The organism is Actinophytocola sp. (genome assembly GCF_050699915.1).
Lineage (GTDB): Bacteria > Actinomycetota > Actinomycetes > Mycobacteriales > Pseudonocardiaceae > Actinophytocola.
On sequence record NZ_JBOHGA010000153.1, the window covers coordinates 1 to 15,729 of the forward strand.

The following is a 15,729-nucleotide window of genomic DNA, read 5'->3' on the forward strand; positions in this document are numbered from 1 at the left end:
GTGTCCGGCTCGTCGACGTGGTCCGGACCGAGCGCGCCGCGGACGAAGCGGCCGGCGATCCAGCCGGCGAGCACGGCCCCGACGGCGGCGAACGCGGTCGTCAGGCCGGAGCCGGCGTCGCCCTCGCCGAAGACCGCCCGCAGCACCACCGCGCAGCCGGCACCCAACACGGAGACGACCGCGCCGAGGGTGACCGACAGCGCGTTGGCCTCGACGAGGTTTCGGGTGGGCACGACGTGCGGCAGCGCGGCGGACAGGCCGGCGCCGATGAACCGGCTGATCCCGATGACGACGAGCGCGAGCAGCAACAGCGTCAGCCCACCCAGGCCGGCCGCCACTGCGATCGCGGCCCCGATGATCAGCACGGCCTGCAGCACGTTGGCCGCGACCAGGACCCGCCGCCGGTCCCAGCGGTCGAGCAGCGCGCCCGCGAACGGCCCGATGACCGAGTACGGCAGCAGCAGCACCAGGAACCCGGCTGCGATGGCCGTCGGTGAGACCTCGCGCTCGGGGTTGAACACCACCGCACCCGCGAGGCCGGTCTGGAAGAGCCCGCTGCTCCACTGCGAGGCGAAGCGGCTGAGCAGCAGTCGCCGGAACTCGGCGAGGACCAGCAGCCGGCGCGCGCCGATCCGTAGATGATGCGCCGACTCGGAGTCACCCGTCTGGGTGATCTCGTTCGCATCCTGCGCCGACGTGCTCACGGGTTGTCAGCCTACGGCGGAAGCACGAAGGGCGTGTGCCCAACGAGGCACACGCCCTTCGTCGACGAAGCACCCGGTCGCCTCTCGGCGGTGTGGCGCATCGTGGCTCCAGCCGGACGGTATTCCACGACGGCGGTTCTTGGTTGGGCCCGGGGGACTCATTGGTGCTCCAGCCACCAGCGACAACGTGCTGGCACACCCCATTGTTCCCCAACATCCGGCCGGCCGCTGGATTCCCACTCGGCGGGTGGGATCATGTGCCGGTGCGATCCGATGCCCCCGATGCGGCCGTGGAGCCGGGCACGCTGCTCGTGGCGGCACCCAGCCTCACCGACTCCAACTTTCGCCGCACGGTCGTCTTCGTGATCGACCACCGGAGCGAGGGCACCCTCGGTGTCGTGTTGAACCGGCCGAGCGAGGTCCCCGTCGACGACGTGCTGCCGAGCTGGGGCCCGCACGTGACCAACCCCGGCTCGGTGTTCGTCGGCGGCCCGGTGGAGCAGAAGACGGCCCTGTGCCTCGCGGCGCTGCGCACCGGCGAGGAGCCGGGCGGGATACAGGGGCTGATCGGCGTGCGCGGCCCGGTGGCGCTCGTCGACCTGGACGCGGATCCCGAGATCCTGGTGCCGAAGTTCAAGGGCCTGCGGGTGTTCGCCGGCTACGCGGGCTGGGACGTGGGCCAGGTGGCCGGGGAGATCGAGCGTGGCGACTGGATCGTGGTGCCGGCGCTGCCGAACGACGTGCTCGCCCCGGCCGACCAGGACCTGTGGGGCCGGGTGCTGCGCCGGCAGGGCATGCCGCTGGCGCTACTCGCCACGCACCCCGGAGACGTCCGCACCAACTGACCTCACGAGCTCGCAGCCACCACACGCGCAGCCCTTGCACCCCTCGGGCAGCTCGGGCTTCTCGTCGGGCAGGGCCTGCGCCGACCGGTGTCCGAGAACCCCGCCGGCGACGGCGATCGCGACCATCCCGACCAGTCCGACGAGCACCACGACGGTCCCGGCGGCAAGACCCATCGCGCCGCTGACCACGCCGACCAGCCCGGCCGCGGTCAGCGGCGGGCCGGCGACCTTGTTCGCCAGACGAAAGGCGCGGTCGCCGCGCAGCGTCGCGGGCGTGCGGACACCCGCGAACCTGTTGCGCGGCAGCCGTTCCAGCCAACCGAGGACACCGACGGCGGCCACCACGAGGCCGACGACCAGCGGCACGAGCGCGAGAAGAGGCACGGCCCGATCGTAAGCGCTCAGCCGAACCACTCCCGGCGGCCACCCTGGTTGTGGTGTGCTGCTCGCCATGCGAACTCGCGTACTGGCCACCGTGGCGGCGATCGCCGCCGGCCTGCTCGTCGCCACGCCGGCCACGCCGGTCTCCGCGAACACCGCCGGCGCGCCGAAGGTCCGGCTGCTCGGCGAGCGGATCATCCCCGCCGGCACCTTCCAGGGCACCACGGTCGGCGGCCTGTCCGGGATCGACCGCGACCCGCGCACCGGCGGCTACGTGCTGATCAGCGACGACCGTTCCGCGCTGCAGCCGGCCCGCTTCTACAACGCGACGATCGACATCGGCGAACACGGACTGGGCGAGGTGACGCTCACCGGCACCCGCCCGTTCCTTCGCCCGGACGGCACGCCGTTCCCACCGCTGTCGGCGAACGGTGGCACCAACGCTGGCACGACCGTGGATCCCGAGGACATCCGCGTCGACCCCTGGACCGGGGACTACACCTGGAGCCAGGAGGGCGAGCGGACCCTCACGCCCAGCCAGGTGTTGATCGACCCCTCGATCCAGACGGCGCACCGGGACGGCTCGTTCGGCCGGATGCTGCCGACACCGCCGATCGAGCGGATGAGCGCGGAGAACCGGGGTCCGCGGCAGAACCAGGGGCTCGAGGGACTCACGTTCGCCGGCGCCGGCACGCTCGTGGTCAGCGCCCTGGAGGGCGCGCTGCTGCAGGACGGGCCGGAGGCGACGCCCGAGCACGGCACGACGTCCCGGATCACCGTGCAGACACGGACCGGACGCGTCGTCGCGCAGTACGGCTACGAGCAGGAACCCGTGTTCGCCCAGCCGAACCCGCCCGGCTCGTTCTCGGTCAACGGTGTGGCCGCCATCCTCGCGGTGAACCCGCTCGACCCACGCCGCCACCTGGTGATGGAGCGCTCCTTCGTCACCGGCGTGGGCAACAAGGTCCGGCTCTACGAGATCGACACCCGCGGCGCGACCGACATCGCCCGCCACGACTCGATCGCCGGCGAGAAGATCAAGCCGGTGCGCAAGAAGCTGGTCGCGGACCTGGCCGACTTCGGCCTCTCGACGGTGGACAACATCGAGGGCATGACGTGGGGTCCGCGGCTGCGGACCGGAGAGCGCACGCTGCTGCTGGTCAGCGACGACAACTTCAGCGCCACGCAGGTCTCCCAGGTGGTCGCGCTGGCCGTCCGGTGACGTGGGACGGCGCGGGAGAAAGGGTATTGGCGTCCGCGCTATCCTGGTTGACATGAGCTCGGACATGAACACTGGACGCCTGCTCCTTAGCGGGCCGCGCTGACCGACGGTCGGCGCGGCGGACCCCTCATGCCTTTGGCAGAGGGGTCTTGTTGTGTCCGGAGCACGCACCAAGGAAGGACCCCACGATGAGCGCCACGACGGGCCCCGCTGAGGGACACGTACCGGGAGACGCCGCCGAGTCGGTGCCGGCGCACCGCTACACCGCCACGCTGGCGAACTCCATCGAGCCGCGTTGGCAGGACTACTGGGAGGAGCACCGCACCTTCCACGCGCCCAACCCGGTGGGTCCGCTGGCGGGCGAGGTGCCCGGTGACATGCCGGCTGACAAGCTGTTCGTGCAGGACATGTTCCCGTACCCGTCCGGCGCGGGGCTGCACGTCGGCCACCCGCTGGGCTTCATCGGCACGGACGTGTTCGCCCGCTACCACCGGATGACCGGGCGCAACGTGCTGCACACCATGGGGTTCGACGCGTTCGGCCTGCCCGCCGAGCAGTACGCGGTGCAGACCGGTCAGCACCCGCGCAAGACGACCGAGGACAACATCGTCCGGTACCTGAGCCAGATCCGCCGGCTGGGTCTGGGCCACGACGAGCGCCGTCGCATCGCCACCACCGACCTGACCTACTACCGCTGGACGCAGTGGATCTTCCTGCAGATCTACAACGCCTGGTACGACGAGAAGGCGAACAAGGCCCGCCCGATCGCCGAGCTGGAGGCGGAGTTCGCGCAGGACAAGCGGTCCACTCCGGACGGTCGCGGCTGGTGCGAGCTGACGCGCGCCGAGCAGCGGAAGATCATCGACTCGCACCGGCTGGTGTACCAGTCCGAGGCGCCGGTCAACTGGAGTCCGGGCCTGGGCACCGTCGTGGCCAACGAGGAGGTCACCGCCGAGGGCCGCACCGACCGCGGCAACTTCCCGGTCTTCCGCAAGAACCTGCGCCAGTGGATGATGCGGATCACCGCCTACGCCGACCGCCTGATCGACGACCTGGACCTGCTGGACTGGCCAGAGCGGGTCAAGACCATGCAGCGCAACTGGATCGGCCGCTCGTCGGGCGCGCACATCCGGTTCCCCGTCGGTGACGAGGCGATCGAGGTCTTCACCACCCGTCCGGACACCGTCTTCGGCGCGACGTACATGGTGCTGGCGCCGGAGCACCCGCTGGTCGACGAGATCACCGCCGGCGCCTGGCCGCAGGGCACCGACGAGCGGTGGACCGGCGGCGCCGCCACGCCCGCGGAGGCGGTCGCCGCCTACCGCCGGGCCGCCGCGCAGAAGTCCGAGCTGGACCGGCAGGAGAACAAGGACAAGACCGGCGTGTTCGTGGGCATGTTCGCCACGAACCCGGCCAACGACGCCGAGATCCCGGTGTTCATCGCCGACTACGTGCTGATGGGCTACGGCACCGGCGCGATCATGGCGGTGCCCGGCCAGGACCAGCGCGACTGGGACTTCGCGACCGGGTTCGGGCTGCCGATCATCCGCACCGTACAGCCGAGCGAGGACTTCGAGGGCGAGGCGTTCACCGGCGAGGGTCCTGCGATCAACTCGAGGTTCCTGGACGGTCTGGACGTCGTCGAGGCCAAGAAGACGATCATCGAGTGGCTGGAGGCGCACGGCCACGGCGAGGGGCGGCTGCAGTACAAGCTGCGCGACTGGCTGTTCGCCCGGCAGCGGTACTGGGGCGAGCCGTTCCCGATCGTCTACGACGAGGACGACCTGCCGATCCCGCTGCCCGACAGCATGCTGCCGGTCGAGCTGCCCGACGTCGACGACTACTCCCCCCGCACCTACGACCCGGACGACGCGGACACCGAGCCGTCGCCGCCGCTGTCGCGCGCCGACGACTGGCTGTACGTCGAGCTGGACCTGGGCGAGGGCCGCAAGCGCTACCGCCGCGACGCCAACGTGATGCCGCAGTGGGCGGGGTCGTGCTGGTACCAGCTGCGCTACGTCGACCCGACCGACACCGAGCGGTTCTGCGAGCCGGAGAACGAGGCGTACTGGCTGGGCCCGCGCCCGGCCGAGCACGGCCCGGACGACCCGGGCGGCGTCGACCTGTACATCGGCGGCATCGAGCACGCCGTGCTGCACCTGCTGTACTCGCGGTTCTGGCAGAAGGTGCTGTACGACCTGGGTCACGTGTCCGCGCCCGAGCCGTACCGCCGGCTGTTCAACCAGGGCTACATCCAGGCCTACGCCTACGCCGACGCGCGCGGCGTCCACGTGCCGGCCGAGGAAGTGTCCGAAGTGGACGGCAAGTACCTCTGGGACGGCGAGGAGGTCCGCCAGGAGTACGGCAAGATGGGCAAGAGCCTGAAGAACGTGGTCACGCCGGACGAGATGTGCGAGCGGTACGGCGCGGACACCTTCCGGTTCTACGAGATGTCGATGGGCCCGATGGACGTCTCCCGCCCGTGGGCGACGAAGGACGTCGTGGGCGCGCAGCGGTTCCTGCAGCGGCTGTGGCGCAACGTCGTGGACGAGCAGACGGGCGAGGTCAGGGTCGCGGACGATGGTTCGGCCGCCGAGCTGGACGAGGCCACGCTGCGCGCGCTGCACAGGGCGATCGACGGCGTGCACGCCGACTACGCGGCGATGCGCTTCAACACGGCCGGCGCCAAGCTGATCGAGCTGAACAACCACGTGACGAAGGCGTACGCGGCCCGGCCGGTCCCGCGCGCGGTGGCGGAGCCGATGGTGCTGATGCTGGCGCCGCTGTGTCCGCACATCGCGGAGGAGCTGTGGTCGCGGCTGGGCCACGACTCGTCGCTGGCCGCCGGCCCGTTCCCGCGGGCGGACGAGCGCTACCTGGTGGAGGACACGGTCGAGTACCCGATCCAGGTGAACGGCAAGGTCCGCTCCCGGGTCACGGTCTCGGCGTCGGCCGGCCAGGACGAGGTCAAGGCCGCCGCGCTGGCGGAGGAGCGCATCGTCGCGCTGGTCGACGGGAACGAGCCGCGCAAGGTGATCGTGGTGCCCGGGCGGCTGGTGAACGTGGTTCTGTAGCCGCGTAGGTTCGCGGGTATGCGCGTGCTGTTCGCGAGCCTGGCGTCGGTCGGGCACACCTACCCGATGATCCCGCTGGCCGTCGCCGCGCGCGAGGCCGGGCACGAGGTGCACTTCGCCGCCGGCGAGGAGGTGCACTTCGCACTGCACCAGAACCGGCTGGAGCCGTTCCGGCCGGCGGACGTGTTCTACGAGATGTACGCCGAGGATCTGGAGTCGGACCTCGCGCGGCTGCGGCCGGACCTCGTCGTGCACGGGTGGGGCGTGCCGGGGGCGGCCATCGCCGCGGCACGGGCCGGGATACCCGGGCTCTGGCACGGGTTCGGCCGCATGTTCCCGGACGGCATCGGGCTCGAGCTGCCGACGGCGATCGCCGAGGCGCCCGGCCGGCCGCACCTCGACATCTGCCCCCCATCCCTGCAGGACAAGGACTTCCTGACCGGGGCGGACCGGATCGAGCTGCGTCCCGTGCCCTTCGCGGCGCCGGGTGAGGTGCCCACGTGGAACGGCTCGCGGCCGCTGATCTACCTCACGTTCGGCACCGCGTTCGCCACCTCGGTCCTGCTCACAACCGCCATGGCGGGGTTGGCGAAGCTGGGTGGCTGGGTGGTGGTCGCCGCCGGGCGGGTGCCGCCGACGGAGCTCGGGGCCCTGCCGGCCGGCGTCACCGTGCGGCCGTGGGTGCCGCAGACCGACCTGCTTGCCCACGTCGACCTGGTGGTGCACCACGGCGGCAGCGGCACGACCCTCGGCGCGCTCGCGCGCGGCCTGCCGCAGCTGGTCCTGCCCCAGGGCGCCGACCAGTTCGCCAACGCCGAGGCGGTCCACGCCGCGGGCGCCGGGCTGCGCCTGCTGCCCGAGGAGGTGAGCGTCGAGACCGTGGCCGACCACGCCCGCGACCTGCTCGCCCCACGAGGCGGCCACCGCGACGCGGCACGCGCCGTAGCCGAGGAGATCGCCCGGATGCCGTCTCCGGCCGAGGTGGCGCGCCGGCTACCCGACCACGCGAAACGCGGCTAGACGTGCGTCGCGGCGTCAGCGGCCCGCGTCGGAGAACCAGGACCAGGTCTGCGCCGCGGTCCTGTTCGTGCCCCGTGCGGGCCTCGGCCGGCTGACGAACGTCGCCCCGTAGACCCGGCTCGGGATCCGGCGGGTGTTGGCCTCGAACCTCGTGCGGCGCAGCTGCCGGCCCTGCCGGGGGTTCTGGGACGGCAGTCCCTTCACCACGGCCGCCACGACACCTCCGGGTGCCCGCTGTTCCTGCACCACCTGGCCACCGGCCAGGAGGTCGGCGCCGTGTAACAACGCCACCGCCACGAGGAGATCGCTAGCCGTCTTGCTCGCCGTTCTGCTCGCCGTTCTGCGCACGGTGAAATCAGCCCTCAGTAGTCGCCGGTCAGCGTCGACGGGCGCGCCGAGTCCTCGCGCGGGGACGGCTACCCGCCAGCTTCGATGGACGGCGTGTTCGCCACAACCAACACAGGGGCTGCCCAAGCCGCGGATCCATCCAGGGCGACGGTCGGCACTCGATCGGGGTGCCCGGACCGTATTCGCGCAAGACGGACCGCGCCGCCGGCACCGATCGCTCGGGGGGCTACGCGACCGGTACCGGCGGCGCGAAGTCCGGCCGATGCCTGCTGAGCCTGGCCGGACCCCGACGCTGGCATGCTCCGCCGGCGTTGGGTCTCCGACTGTGACGCTTCCGGTCTCCCGTCGACATCACGTGTCAGAGATGACGAACATTGTGGCACTACGGGTCGCCAGGGCTAACTAATCGTTAGCACTTGCGCACGAAAGCCACTATGCCGTGTCCGAATGACTCCGCTGCGTGCCGACGTGGGTCCCGGCCTGCTGCTTTCCGTCGTTTCGGACTGGGCAACTCTCGTCCCGCCGGGAGGGCGAAACATCGGTCAACTGACGGATATCACCTCGCGAGTCGTAGATTCCGCCGCGACTCGCCCGTCGATACCAGCGAGGGCCGGGGTCGCGTGCCTCAGCGCGCGAAGAAGCGGTTGGCCTCGCCCGTGGACAGCAGCACGATGGCCGCCACGGACAGCAGCGCCACCAGCACGTTGATCATCATGATGACGAGCAGCGTCGGCGCCAGCAGCGACAGCACGATGCCGATGATGTTCAGCGACGCGAAGACGTACACGACGACCCGCGCCCACCGCGCGCCCTTCGCCAGGTTGGCCGCCGCCAGCGCGAGGACCAGGCCGATGACCAGGATGCCGATCGCGACGCCGGTGTAGGCCGGCGCACCCTGCGCGGCGATCTCCCGGGGCAGCGCCGCCGCCGACGAGTTCGACTCGATCCACGCGTCGACGAGAGCGTCGTTCATCGTGATCGTGAGGATCACCCGCAGTACGACGAGCCCGAGGATCGCCCAGACGGCGAGGGCGGCGTTGCGAACGGCGGGCGGGGTGGTGGTTGGTGCGGTCATGGTCTGGCTCCTCCGTGTCGGGGTGGGGATACCGACACGGAGTGCGCGGCGCCCCCGTCAGTTCCGAAGTCTGTGCGGGGGCAAAGGGTAGGCCGGCCTACAACTTCTCGCGGGCCGCGACGAACGCGTCGACCGCGCGGTTGACGTCGTCGGTGGAGTGCGCGGCCGACATCTGGGTGCGGATCCGGGCCTTGCCGTGCGGCACCACCGGGTAGGAGAACCCGATCACGTAGATGCCCTGCTCCAGCAGCAGGTCCGCCATCCGGCCGGCGAGGGCCGCGTCGCCGATCATCACCGGGATGATCGGGTGCTCGCCGGGCAGCAGGTCGAAGCCCGCCTCGGTCATCCGCGACCGGAACAGCGCCGTGTTGTCCCGCAACCGCTCGAGCAGCTCAACTGACGAGGACAGCAGGTCGAGCGCGGCCAGCGCGGCGCCGACGATCGAGGGCGCCACCGAGTTCGAGAACAGGTACGGCCGCGACCGCTGCCGCAGCATCGCGACGATCTCCGCGCGGCCTGTCGTGTACCCGCCACTCGCCCCGCCGAGCGCCTTGCCCAGCGTGCCCGTGACCACGTCGACCCGGTCGGCCACGCCGAACAGCTCCGGCGTCCCGCGCCCGGTCGGGCCGACGAAGCCGACCGCGTGCGAGTCGTCGACCATCACCAGCGCGTCGTGCGCGTCGGCCAGGTCGCAGATCTCGTCCAGCGGCGCGAGGTAGCCGTCCATCGAGAACACGCCGTCGGTCGCGATCAGCCGATAGCGGGCGTCCGCCGACTCCTTCAGCTGCCGCTCCAGGTCGGCCATGTCCCGGTTCTTGTAGCGCAGCCGCTTGGCCTTGCACAGCCGGATGCCGTCGATCACCGACGCGTGGTTGAGCTCGTCGGAGATGACCGCGTCGTCCGGGCCGAGCAGCGTCTCGAACAGGCCCGCGTTCGCGTCGAAGCACGAGCTATACAGGATCGTGTCCTCCGTGGACAGGAACTCCGACAGCTTCCGCTCGAGCTCCTTGTGCGGCTCCTGCGTGCCGCAGATGAACCGCACCGACGCCATGCCGAAACCCCAGCGCGCCAACGCCTCGGTAGCCGCGGCGACGAGCGTCGGGTGGTCGGCCAGGCCGAGGTAGTTGTTGGCGCAGAAGTTCAGCACCTCCGGCTGCGAGCCGACCCGGACCGCCGCGTTCTGCGGGGTGCTGATCACCCGCTCCGCCTTGAACAGTCCGGCTGCCCGGATCTCGTCCAGCTCGGTGCGCAGGTTGTCGCGAATGGCGCCGTACATCGGGCCGTCCTTCCTCTCACGCGGTCCAGTCGAGAATGACCTTGCCGCAGCGACCTTCGCGCGCGATGGCGAAGGCGTCGGCGTAGTCGGTGTGGGCGAACCGGTGGGTGATCACCGGCGAGATGTCCAGTCCCGCCCGCAGCAGCACGGACATCGCGTACCAGGTCTCGAACATCTCCCGGCCGTAGATCCCCTTGATCGTCAGCATCTTGAGGACCACGCGACTCCAGTCGACCGCGATCTCCGCCGCCGGCAGCCCGAGCATCGCGATCCGCCCGCCGTGGGTCATGTTCGCGATCATGTCGCGCAGCGCGGCCGGCTGGCCGGACATCTCCATGCCGACGTCGAACCCCTCGGACATGTCGAGCTCGCGGTGCACGTCACCGATCGCGTGCCGGCTCACGTCGAGCGCGACGTCCACGCCGATCTTGCGGGCCAGGTCCAGCCGCGGCTCCGACACGTCGGTGATGACCACGTGCCGCGCGCCGGCGTGCTTCGCGACCGCGGCGGCCATCAGACCGATCGGGCCGGCGCCGGTGATCAGCACGTCCTCGCCCAGCACCGGGAACGACAGCGCGGTGTGCACGGCGTTGCCGAACGGGTCGAAGATCGCGGCGACGTCGAGGTCCACCGGATGCGTGTGCACCCAGGCGTTCTGCTCGGGCAGCATCGCAAACTCCGCGAACGCGCCCGCGGTCTGCACGCCGAGGCCGATCGTGTTCGCGCACAGGTGCCGGCGACCCGCCTTGCAGTTGCGGCACGTGCCGCAGACCAGGTGGCCCTCGCCGCTGACCAGGTCGCCCACGGCGACCTTGGTGACCGCGGCGCCGACCTCGACGACCTCGCCGACGAACTCGTGGCCGACCACCAGCGGCGGCGTGATCGTCGCGGCGGCCCAGTCGTCCCACGCCTCGATGTGCAGGTCCGTGCCGCAGATGCCGGTACGCAGCACCCGCAGCTTGACGTCGGTCGGTCCCGGTTGCGGCTCCGGCACGTCCGTGAGCTGTAAACCCGGCCCCTGGGCGTCCTTGACCAGAGCCTTCACGCATTCCTCCGCACGTCGCTCGCCGTTGTCTGCCGTCTACTAGTCCGAGGCCCGGCTGATCTTCCACGGCGACCGGAACATCAGGCTGCCGATTCGCACGTAGCTGGCCCGGCGCAGCTGTAGCGAGCCCGCGGTGATCGTGCCAGTCACCACGAACCGCGGCCGGCCGGTCCCGCCGCCGACCTTGTCCTTGATGCTGCCGGCGGTCACCCGCACCTGGTCGGTGACCGCCGAGGAGCGCTCGGGCAGCAGCAGCTTCACCGAGCCGCCGCTGACGTTCAGCGCGATGCGCACCTCGTCGTAGGGGATCTGCGCCTCGCTGAAGTCCAGCTCCGTCGAGCCGAGGCGGTTACGGATGATCAGCTCCCGCGGCACCGTCCAGCGGCCGTCCCGCTTGAGCGTGGACATGTTGGTGGTCAGCTCGACCGGCTTCTCCCGCACCGGCGAGTTGGGGTCCTGGTGCGTGACGCCCGGCAGGTCCACGAGCACGGCGTTCAGCTCGGCCCGCGTCTTCGCCGCCAGCGCCGCGTCGGTGCGCTCGGTGAACTCGTCGAGCGAGAGCAACCCGTGCCCGATCGCCTTCTGCAGCACGTCGACGACGTGCGCGCGCTCGGCATCGGACACCCGCAACTCACGGGGGTCGATCGGCTGCGGCGCCGGTGGCTGGGTCACGCCCCCACGTTATCCCGCCCGGCTCGAGCCGGTGTCGCCGTGCGGGTGGAACGGCTCGAACGGTACCGGCCTACCGCCGCCCACCACCGCGTTCGGGTTCCGGATCGGCGTCCAGGCCGTGCTCGATCGCGTAGCGGGCCAGCTCGACCCGGTTGTGCAGCTGGAGCTTGCGCAGCGTCGACTGCACGTGGTTCTCCACCGTGCGGTGCGACAGCGTGAGCCGGCTCGCGATCTGCCTCGCGGTCAGTCCCTTGGCCACCAGGCGGAGCACCTCGGTCTCCCGCTGGGTCAGGCTGGGCTCGTCGCCGCCGGCGGGCTCGGCCGCCATCCGCCGGTACTCGCCGAGTACCAGGCCGGCCAGCCCGGCCGTGAAAACCGCGTCGCCGGCGGCGGTCTGGTGCACCGCCTCGACGAGCTCGGTCGCCGACGCCGACTTGACCAGATAGCCCGACGCGCCCGCCTTCACCGCCTCCAGCACGTCCGCGTGCTCGCCGCTCGCGGACAGCACCAGCACCCGGGTCTCGGGCAGCGCGCCGGTGATCCGCCGGATGGCCTCGACCCCGGACACCGGCATTCCGTTGACCGAGCCCAGGTTGAGGTCCATCAGCACCACGTCCGGTCGCACCGTGCCCGCGATGCGCACGGCCGAGTCCGCGTCGCCCGCGGTGGCCCGGACCTCGAAGCCGCGCTCGGCGAGATCGCGCGCCACGCCGTCGCGCCACATCGGGTGGTCGTCCACGACCATCACGCTGATCTGCTCGGCCGTCACCGGGCGACCTCCCTGGGCACCCGCAGCTCCCACTCCACGCCCGCGCCGGGCGCGGTCTCCAGCTCGATCGTGCCCCCGAGGTCGGCCACCCGGCCTCGGATCGACCGCGCGATCCCCATCCGCCCCTCCCGCTCCGCCTCCGCGAGCCGGCTCGGCGCGATGCCGACGCCGTCGTCGCGGACGCTCACCACGATCTCGCCGCCCAGGTCCTCGAGCAGCACCCATGCCTTGGCCTCCGAGCCGGCGTGCCGCTCGACGTTCGCCAGCGCCTCGCGCACGACCGACTCGAGCTCAGCCGTCACCGCCGTCGGCAGCGGCACCGGGGTGGCCGGCACCGACACCTCGGTCCGGCCCGAGGCCAGCAGCCGCAGCCGCCCGGCGAGGTCCGCCGTACCGTCCTGCGTGGACACCTGACCGGTGGCCATCAGCGCGCGCAGGGCGATCTCCTGCTCGCCGGCCAGGCGGGCGAGCTCGGCCGCGTCGCCGTCCAGCTCCGCGCCCCGCTGCCGGACCCGGGCCAGCACCTGCAGCACGCCGTCGTGGATGGACCGGGCCAGCCGTTCCCGCTCCGCGATGGCGGCCTCGGCGCGCAGCGCCGTCTCCAGCCGGGCGGCCGACCGGCGGGACGTGGCCGCGGCGAGGCCGAGCACGAAGCCCACGCCGACGAGCAGCATCAGGTCCCGCGTCAGGTCGGTGTCGACGTAGCCGCGCACGCCGTAGTTGAACGCCGCCACCACCGCGCCGAACACCGCCCCGACCGCCGGCCCGGCGCACACCGCGCCCGCTGCCACCACGCCGGTGACCCAGACCGTGGTGACGAGCGGGACCGTGTCGACCGCCAGCTGCTCGGGCGTGAGGACCAGCCGCGAGGTGCACATCAGCGCGCAGTTCACGGCGAGGTCGAGCACCGCGAAGCCGAGCAGGCGCCCGGCCGGACGCAGGTAGCGCACGGCGATGGCGGCGGTCCACGCGGCCATCGCGCCGATCGTGGCCAGCGCGAGCCAGGGGCGCGCGTACTCGTCCAGGTAGACCAGCACCACGCCCGCCGCGAACAGCAGGGTGAGCACGCGCAGCAGGACGGCCGCGCGCCACAACGGAGTCGTCGGGTCCTTGCCGACCGGCGACCGGGCCGGCCAGGCCGGCCCGGTCACGGTCGCTCCCACGTCGCCTTCGTGTCGTCCGGCTCCGCCGCCTCGGTCTCCGGCGCCTTGCTCTCCGTGTCGTGCAGCACGTCGATCTCGTCGGGATCGGTGTCGCCCTCGTGCAGCAACGACTTGATGCCCGCGTTGAGCACGGCCAGCAGCGGCACCGCGAGCAGCGCGCCGGCGATGCCCGCCGCGATCAGGCCGGCGGCGATCGCGAGCACCACGGCGAGCGGGTGCAGCCGGACCGCGCGGCCGAGCAGCAACGGCTGGAGCACGTGGCTCTCCAGCTGCATCACGCCGATCACGATGGCGAGCACGATCAGGGCCTGGATGAACCCGTTGGCCACCAACGCGATCAGCACGGCCACCGTGCCGGCGATGACCGCACCGATGATCGGCACGAACGCGGACATGAACACCAGCGCGGACAGCGGGATGACCAGCGGCACGCCGACGATGGCGAGTCCGACGCCGATGCCGACCGCGTCGACCAGGGCCACCGCCGCGGTCGCACGCACGTAGCTGACCAGCGCGGCGAACCCGCGGCGGCCGGCCACGTCGACGCGCTCGCGGACCCGGGTTGGCACGCCGTGCGTGACGAACCGCCAGATGCCGGCGCCGTCGTAGAGGAAGAAGATCAGGATGAACACGGTCAGCACGAAGCCGGTGAGGAACTCGCCGATCGTGGTGGCCGTGGTGATCGCGCCCTCGGTGATCGCCGCCTGGTTCTCCTGGATGGCGCCGATCGCGTCGTCGAGGAAGTCCTCGATCTGCTGGGCCTGCAGGTGCAGCGGACCGTCGATGAGCCAGTCCTGGATCTGCTCCAGGGAGTCCGACACCTGTTGCTGCAGCTGGGGAAGTCCGTTGGAGAACGTGATGATCACAAAGGTGATCAGCCCGCCGACGACCGCGATGCCGCCGACCATGACGGCCGCGGCCGCGGCGGGGCGCGGCACTCGCCACTGCGCCAGCCGTTCCACGCCGGGAGCCATCAGCGCCGCGAGCAGCAGGGCGATGGCCAGCGGCACCATGATGTGCGAGAAGTAGCCCGCGAGCCAGACGATCACGTACAGCGCGGCGATGACGACGATGAACCGCCAGGCCAGCGCGGCGCTCACGCGCAGTCCGGTCGGTACCAGCTCGGTGACGGCGGCCGGGGACTTGCGCGAGTTCTTCGGCTCGCGGGGCGTTGTGGTCACGTGTCGAACGTTAGCGAGCGAGACGGACATTCGGCAGACGAACGGGCCCGCCTCGGCATCGAAGTCTGGCTGTGGACGGATTTTTACTCGCATGCCGCTCCGCCAGGCCCGACTACGGATCGTGAGTTGTGGACACACTTTGTGTTCGTCACACGATCAGGGAGTTCACCGGTGTTGAAGGTGCGCGACGGTCCGCCGCGATGCAAACCTCACTGCTGCACGGCCCGCTGGAACCGAACGTGAGCACCTGAGTGCGCAACGTTGCCAGCCGGAGCTTCCAACCAGGGCGAGGACTTCTCGGTGGATCAGACGATCAGCAGTGTTCGGGGCACGGCCGCCTTCGCGCGGCGCGTCGTCCTGCGCACCCTGACCGTCGTCGGCGGCGCCGCCGCCGGCACCGCCATCGCCTGGTGCCTCTCGTCCGCGTGCGCCTCGGCCGACACGGTCGATCCCGGCACGCCCGAGATCCCGGTCGTCAGCTCGGTCGTCTCGCCGGTCTCCGGCGCGCTCGACGAGACCGCTCGAACCACGGCCGACCGGCTGGCGCCCCCGCCACCGCCGCGCTCCGTGGCGGAGCTGGGCGAGCGGGTCAAGGAAGCCACCGGCAAGTTCCGCGAGCGTGCCGACGAGCAGCTGCCCGAGTGCGCCGACCCGCTGTGCGGGCTCGACGGTGCCGGTCGCAGCGAGGCGCCGGCCGCGGGTGACGGTGCCGGCCTCGGCCGGTCCGACAGCCCGTCACCCGCGCCGGCCGCCGCACCTCCCGCCGCTCGCGGCAAGGTGGCGAGTCCGGGCGTCGACCCGGACGAGGTGGCCGAGCGCACCGCGACCGGCCGTGCCTACTCCGACGGCATGCCCCGGCGCGGCTCACCCGCGCCGAGCGCGCCGTCCCTCCCCGACCTCCCGGTCTGGCCGGCGCCGCTCGCGCCCGCCCCGCCGGCTCCGGGTCACCACGGC

The 15,729-nt window shown here is 71.7% G+C and carries 13 protein-coding genes and 2 pseudogenes; 5 read left to right on the plus strand and 10 right to left on the minus strand.

Annotated features, from left to right (window positions below):
- A pseudogene (locus ACRDSK_RS23255) lies at positions 1–704 on the minus strand (MFS transporter); the annotation flags it as partial.
- Positions 705–961: 257 nt separating this feature from the next.
- Between ACRDSK_RS23255 and ACRDSK_RS23260 the strand changes: the two are divergent.
- On the plus strand, positions 962–1,549 hold the full coding sequence (locus ACRDSK_RS23260; protein WP_431443357.1) for a YqgE/AlgH family protein: 588 nt from the start codon (positions 962–964) through the stop codon (positions 1,547–1,549).
- Here ACRDSK_RS23260 and ACRDSK_RS23265 read toward each other — a convergent pair.
- Positions 1,511–1,933, minus strand: a complete 423-nt coding sequence (locus ACRDSK_RS23265; protein WP_431443358.1) for an SdpI family protein — start codon at positions 1,931–1,933, stop codon at positions 1,511–1,513. The two genes, ACRDSK_RS23260 and ACRDSK_RS23265, sit on opposite strands and share 39 nt — an antisense overlap.
- Before the next feature lie 67 nt (positions 1,934–2,000).
- On the opposite strand from ACRDSK_RS23265, the gene ACRDSK_RS23270 reads away from it, so the two are divergent.
- From ACRDSK_RS23270 to ACRDSK_RS23280, 3 genes are all read left to right on the plus strand, one after another.
- On the plus strand, positions 2,001–3,152 hold the full coding sequence (locus ACRDSK_RS23270) for an esterase-like activity of phytase family protein (protein ID WP_431443359.1): 1,152 nt from the start codon (positions 2,001–2,003) through the stop codon (positions 3,150–3,152).
- A 188-nt stretch (positions 3,153–3,340) separates the two neighbouring features.
- On the plus strand, positions 3,341–6,226 hold the full coding sequence (gene leuS / locus ACRDSK_RS23275) for a leucine--tRNA ligase (protein WP_431443360.1): 2,886 nt from the start codon (positions 3,341–3,343) through the stop codon (positions 6,224–6,226).
- Positions 6,227–6,244: 18 nt separating this feature from the next.
- Positions 6,245–7,246, plus strand: a complete 1,002-nt coding sequence (locus tag ACRDSK_RS23280) for a glycosyltransferase (protein WP_431443361.1) — start codon at positions 6,245–6,247, stop codon at positions 7,244–7,246.
- Between the two features lie 15 nt (positions 7,247–7,261).
- Here ACRDSK_RS23280 and ACRDSK_RS23285 read toward each other — a convergent pair whose 3' ends face one another.
- From ACRDSK_RS23285 to ACRDSK_RS23320, 8 genes are all read right to left on the minus strand, one after another.
- Positions 7,262–7,543, minus strand: a complete 282-nt coding sequence (locus ACRDSK_RS23285; protein ID WP_431443362.1) for a hypothetical protein — start codon at positions 7,541–7,543, stop codon at positions 7,262–7,264.
- A gap of 676 nt (positions 7,544–8,219) precedes the next feature.
- The gene (locus ACRDSK_RS23290) at positions 8,220–8,669 is read right to left on the minus strand and encodes a hypothetical protein (RefSeq protein WP_431443363.1); all 450 of its coding nucleotides are present in this window, start codon (positions 8,667–8,669) and stop codon (positions 8,220–8,222) included.
- Positions 8,670–8,766: 97 nt separating this feature from the next.
- Positions 8,767–9,945, minus strand: a complete 1,179-nt coding sequence (locus ACRDSK_RS23295; protein ID WP_431443364.1) for a glycine C-acetyltransferase — start codon at positions 9,943–9,945, stop codon at positions 8,767–8,769.
- Positions 9,946–9,961: 16 nt separating this feature from the next.
- The gene (gene tdh, locus ACRDSK_RS23300; RefSeq protein ID WP_431443365.1) at positions 9,962–10,990 is read right to left on the minus strand and encodes an L-threonine 3-dehydrogenase; all 1,029 of its coding nucleotides are present in this window, start codon (positions 10,988–10,990) and stop codon (positions 9,962–9,964) included.
- A 39-nt stretch (positions 10,991–11,029) separates the two neighbouring features.
- The gene (locus tag ACRDSK_RS23305; RefSeq protein ID WP_431443366.1) at positions 11,030–11,662 is read right to left on the minus strand and encodes a DUF1707 SHOCT-like domain-containing protein; all 633 of its coding nucleotides are present in this window, start codon (positions 11,660–11,662) and stop codon (positions 11,030–11,032) included.
- Positions 11,663–11,732: 70 nt separating this feature from the next.
- Positions 11,733–12,407 (minus strand): response regulator, encoded by a 675-nt coding sequence (locus ACRDSK_RS23310; protein ID WP_431443369.1) that lies wholly within the window; start codon positions 12,405–12,407, stop codon positions 11,733–11,735.
- Positions 12,408–12,427: 20 nt separating this feature from the next.
- Complete coding sequence (gene macS / locus ACRDSK_RS23315; RefSeq protein WP_431443367.1) at positions 12,428–13,594, minus strand: MacS family sensor histidine kinase; 1,167 nt, start codon at positions 13,592–13,594, stop codon at positions 12,428–12,430.
- A complete protein-coding gene (locus tag ACRDSK_RS23320) occupies positions 13,579–14,775 on the minus strand; it encodes an AI-2E family transporter (protein ID WP_431443368.1) in 1,197 nt (398 codons plus the stop codon). The genes macS and ACRDSK_RS23320 overlap by 16 nt, the downstream gene beginning before the upstream one ends.
- A 300-nt stretch (positions 14,776–15,075) precedes the next feature.
- Here ACRDSK_RS23320 and ACRDSK_RS23325 point away from each other — a divergent pair.
- Positions 15,076–15,729, plus strand: a pseudogene (locus tag ACRDSK_RS23325) (hypothetical protein); the annotation flags it as partial.

Excerpts from the sequence above, each read along its gene's own strand:
- ACRDSK_RS23270 (WP_431443359.1), top strand. The coding sequence starts at position 2,001 with ATGCGAACTCGCGTACTGGCCACCGTGGCGGCGATCGCCGCCGGCCTG.
- leuS (WP_431443360.1), top strand. The coding sequence starts at position 3,341 with ATGAGCGCCACGACGGGCCCCGCTGAGGGACACGTACCGGGAGACGCC.
- ACRDSK_RS23280 (WP_431443361.1), top strand. The coding sequence starts at position 6,245 with ATGCGCGTGCTGTTCGCGAGCCTGGCGTCGGTCGGGCACACCTACCCG.
- ACRDSK_RS23290 (WP_431443363.1), bottom strand. The coding sequence starts at position 8,669 with ATGACCGCACCAACCACCACCCCGCCCGCCGTTCGCAACGCCGCCCTC.
- ACRDSK_RS23295 (WP_431443364.1), bottom strand. The coding sequence starts at position 9,945 with ATGTACGGCGCCATTCGCGACAACCTGCGCACCGAGCTGGACGAGATC.
- ACRDSK_RS23310 (WP_431443369.1), bottom strand. The coding sequence starts at position 12,407 with ATGGTCGTGGACGACCACCCGATGTGGCGCGACGGCGTGGCGCGCGAT.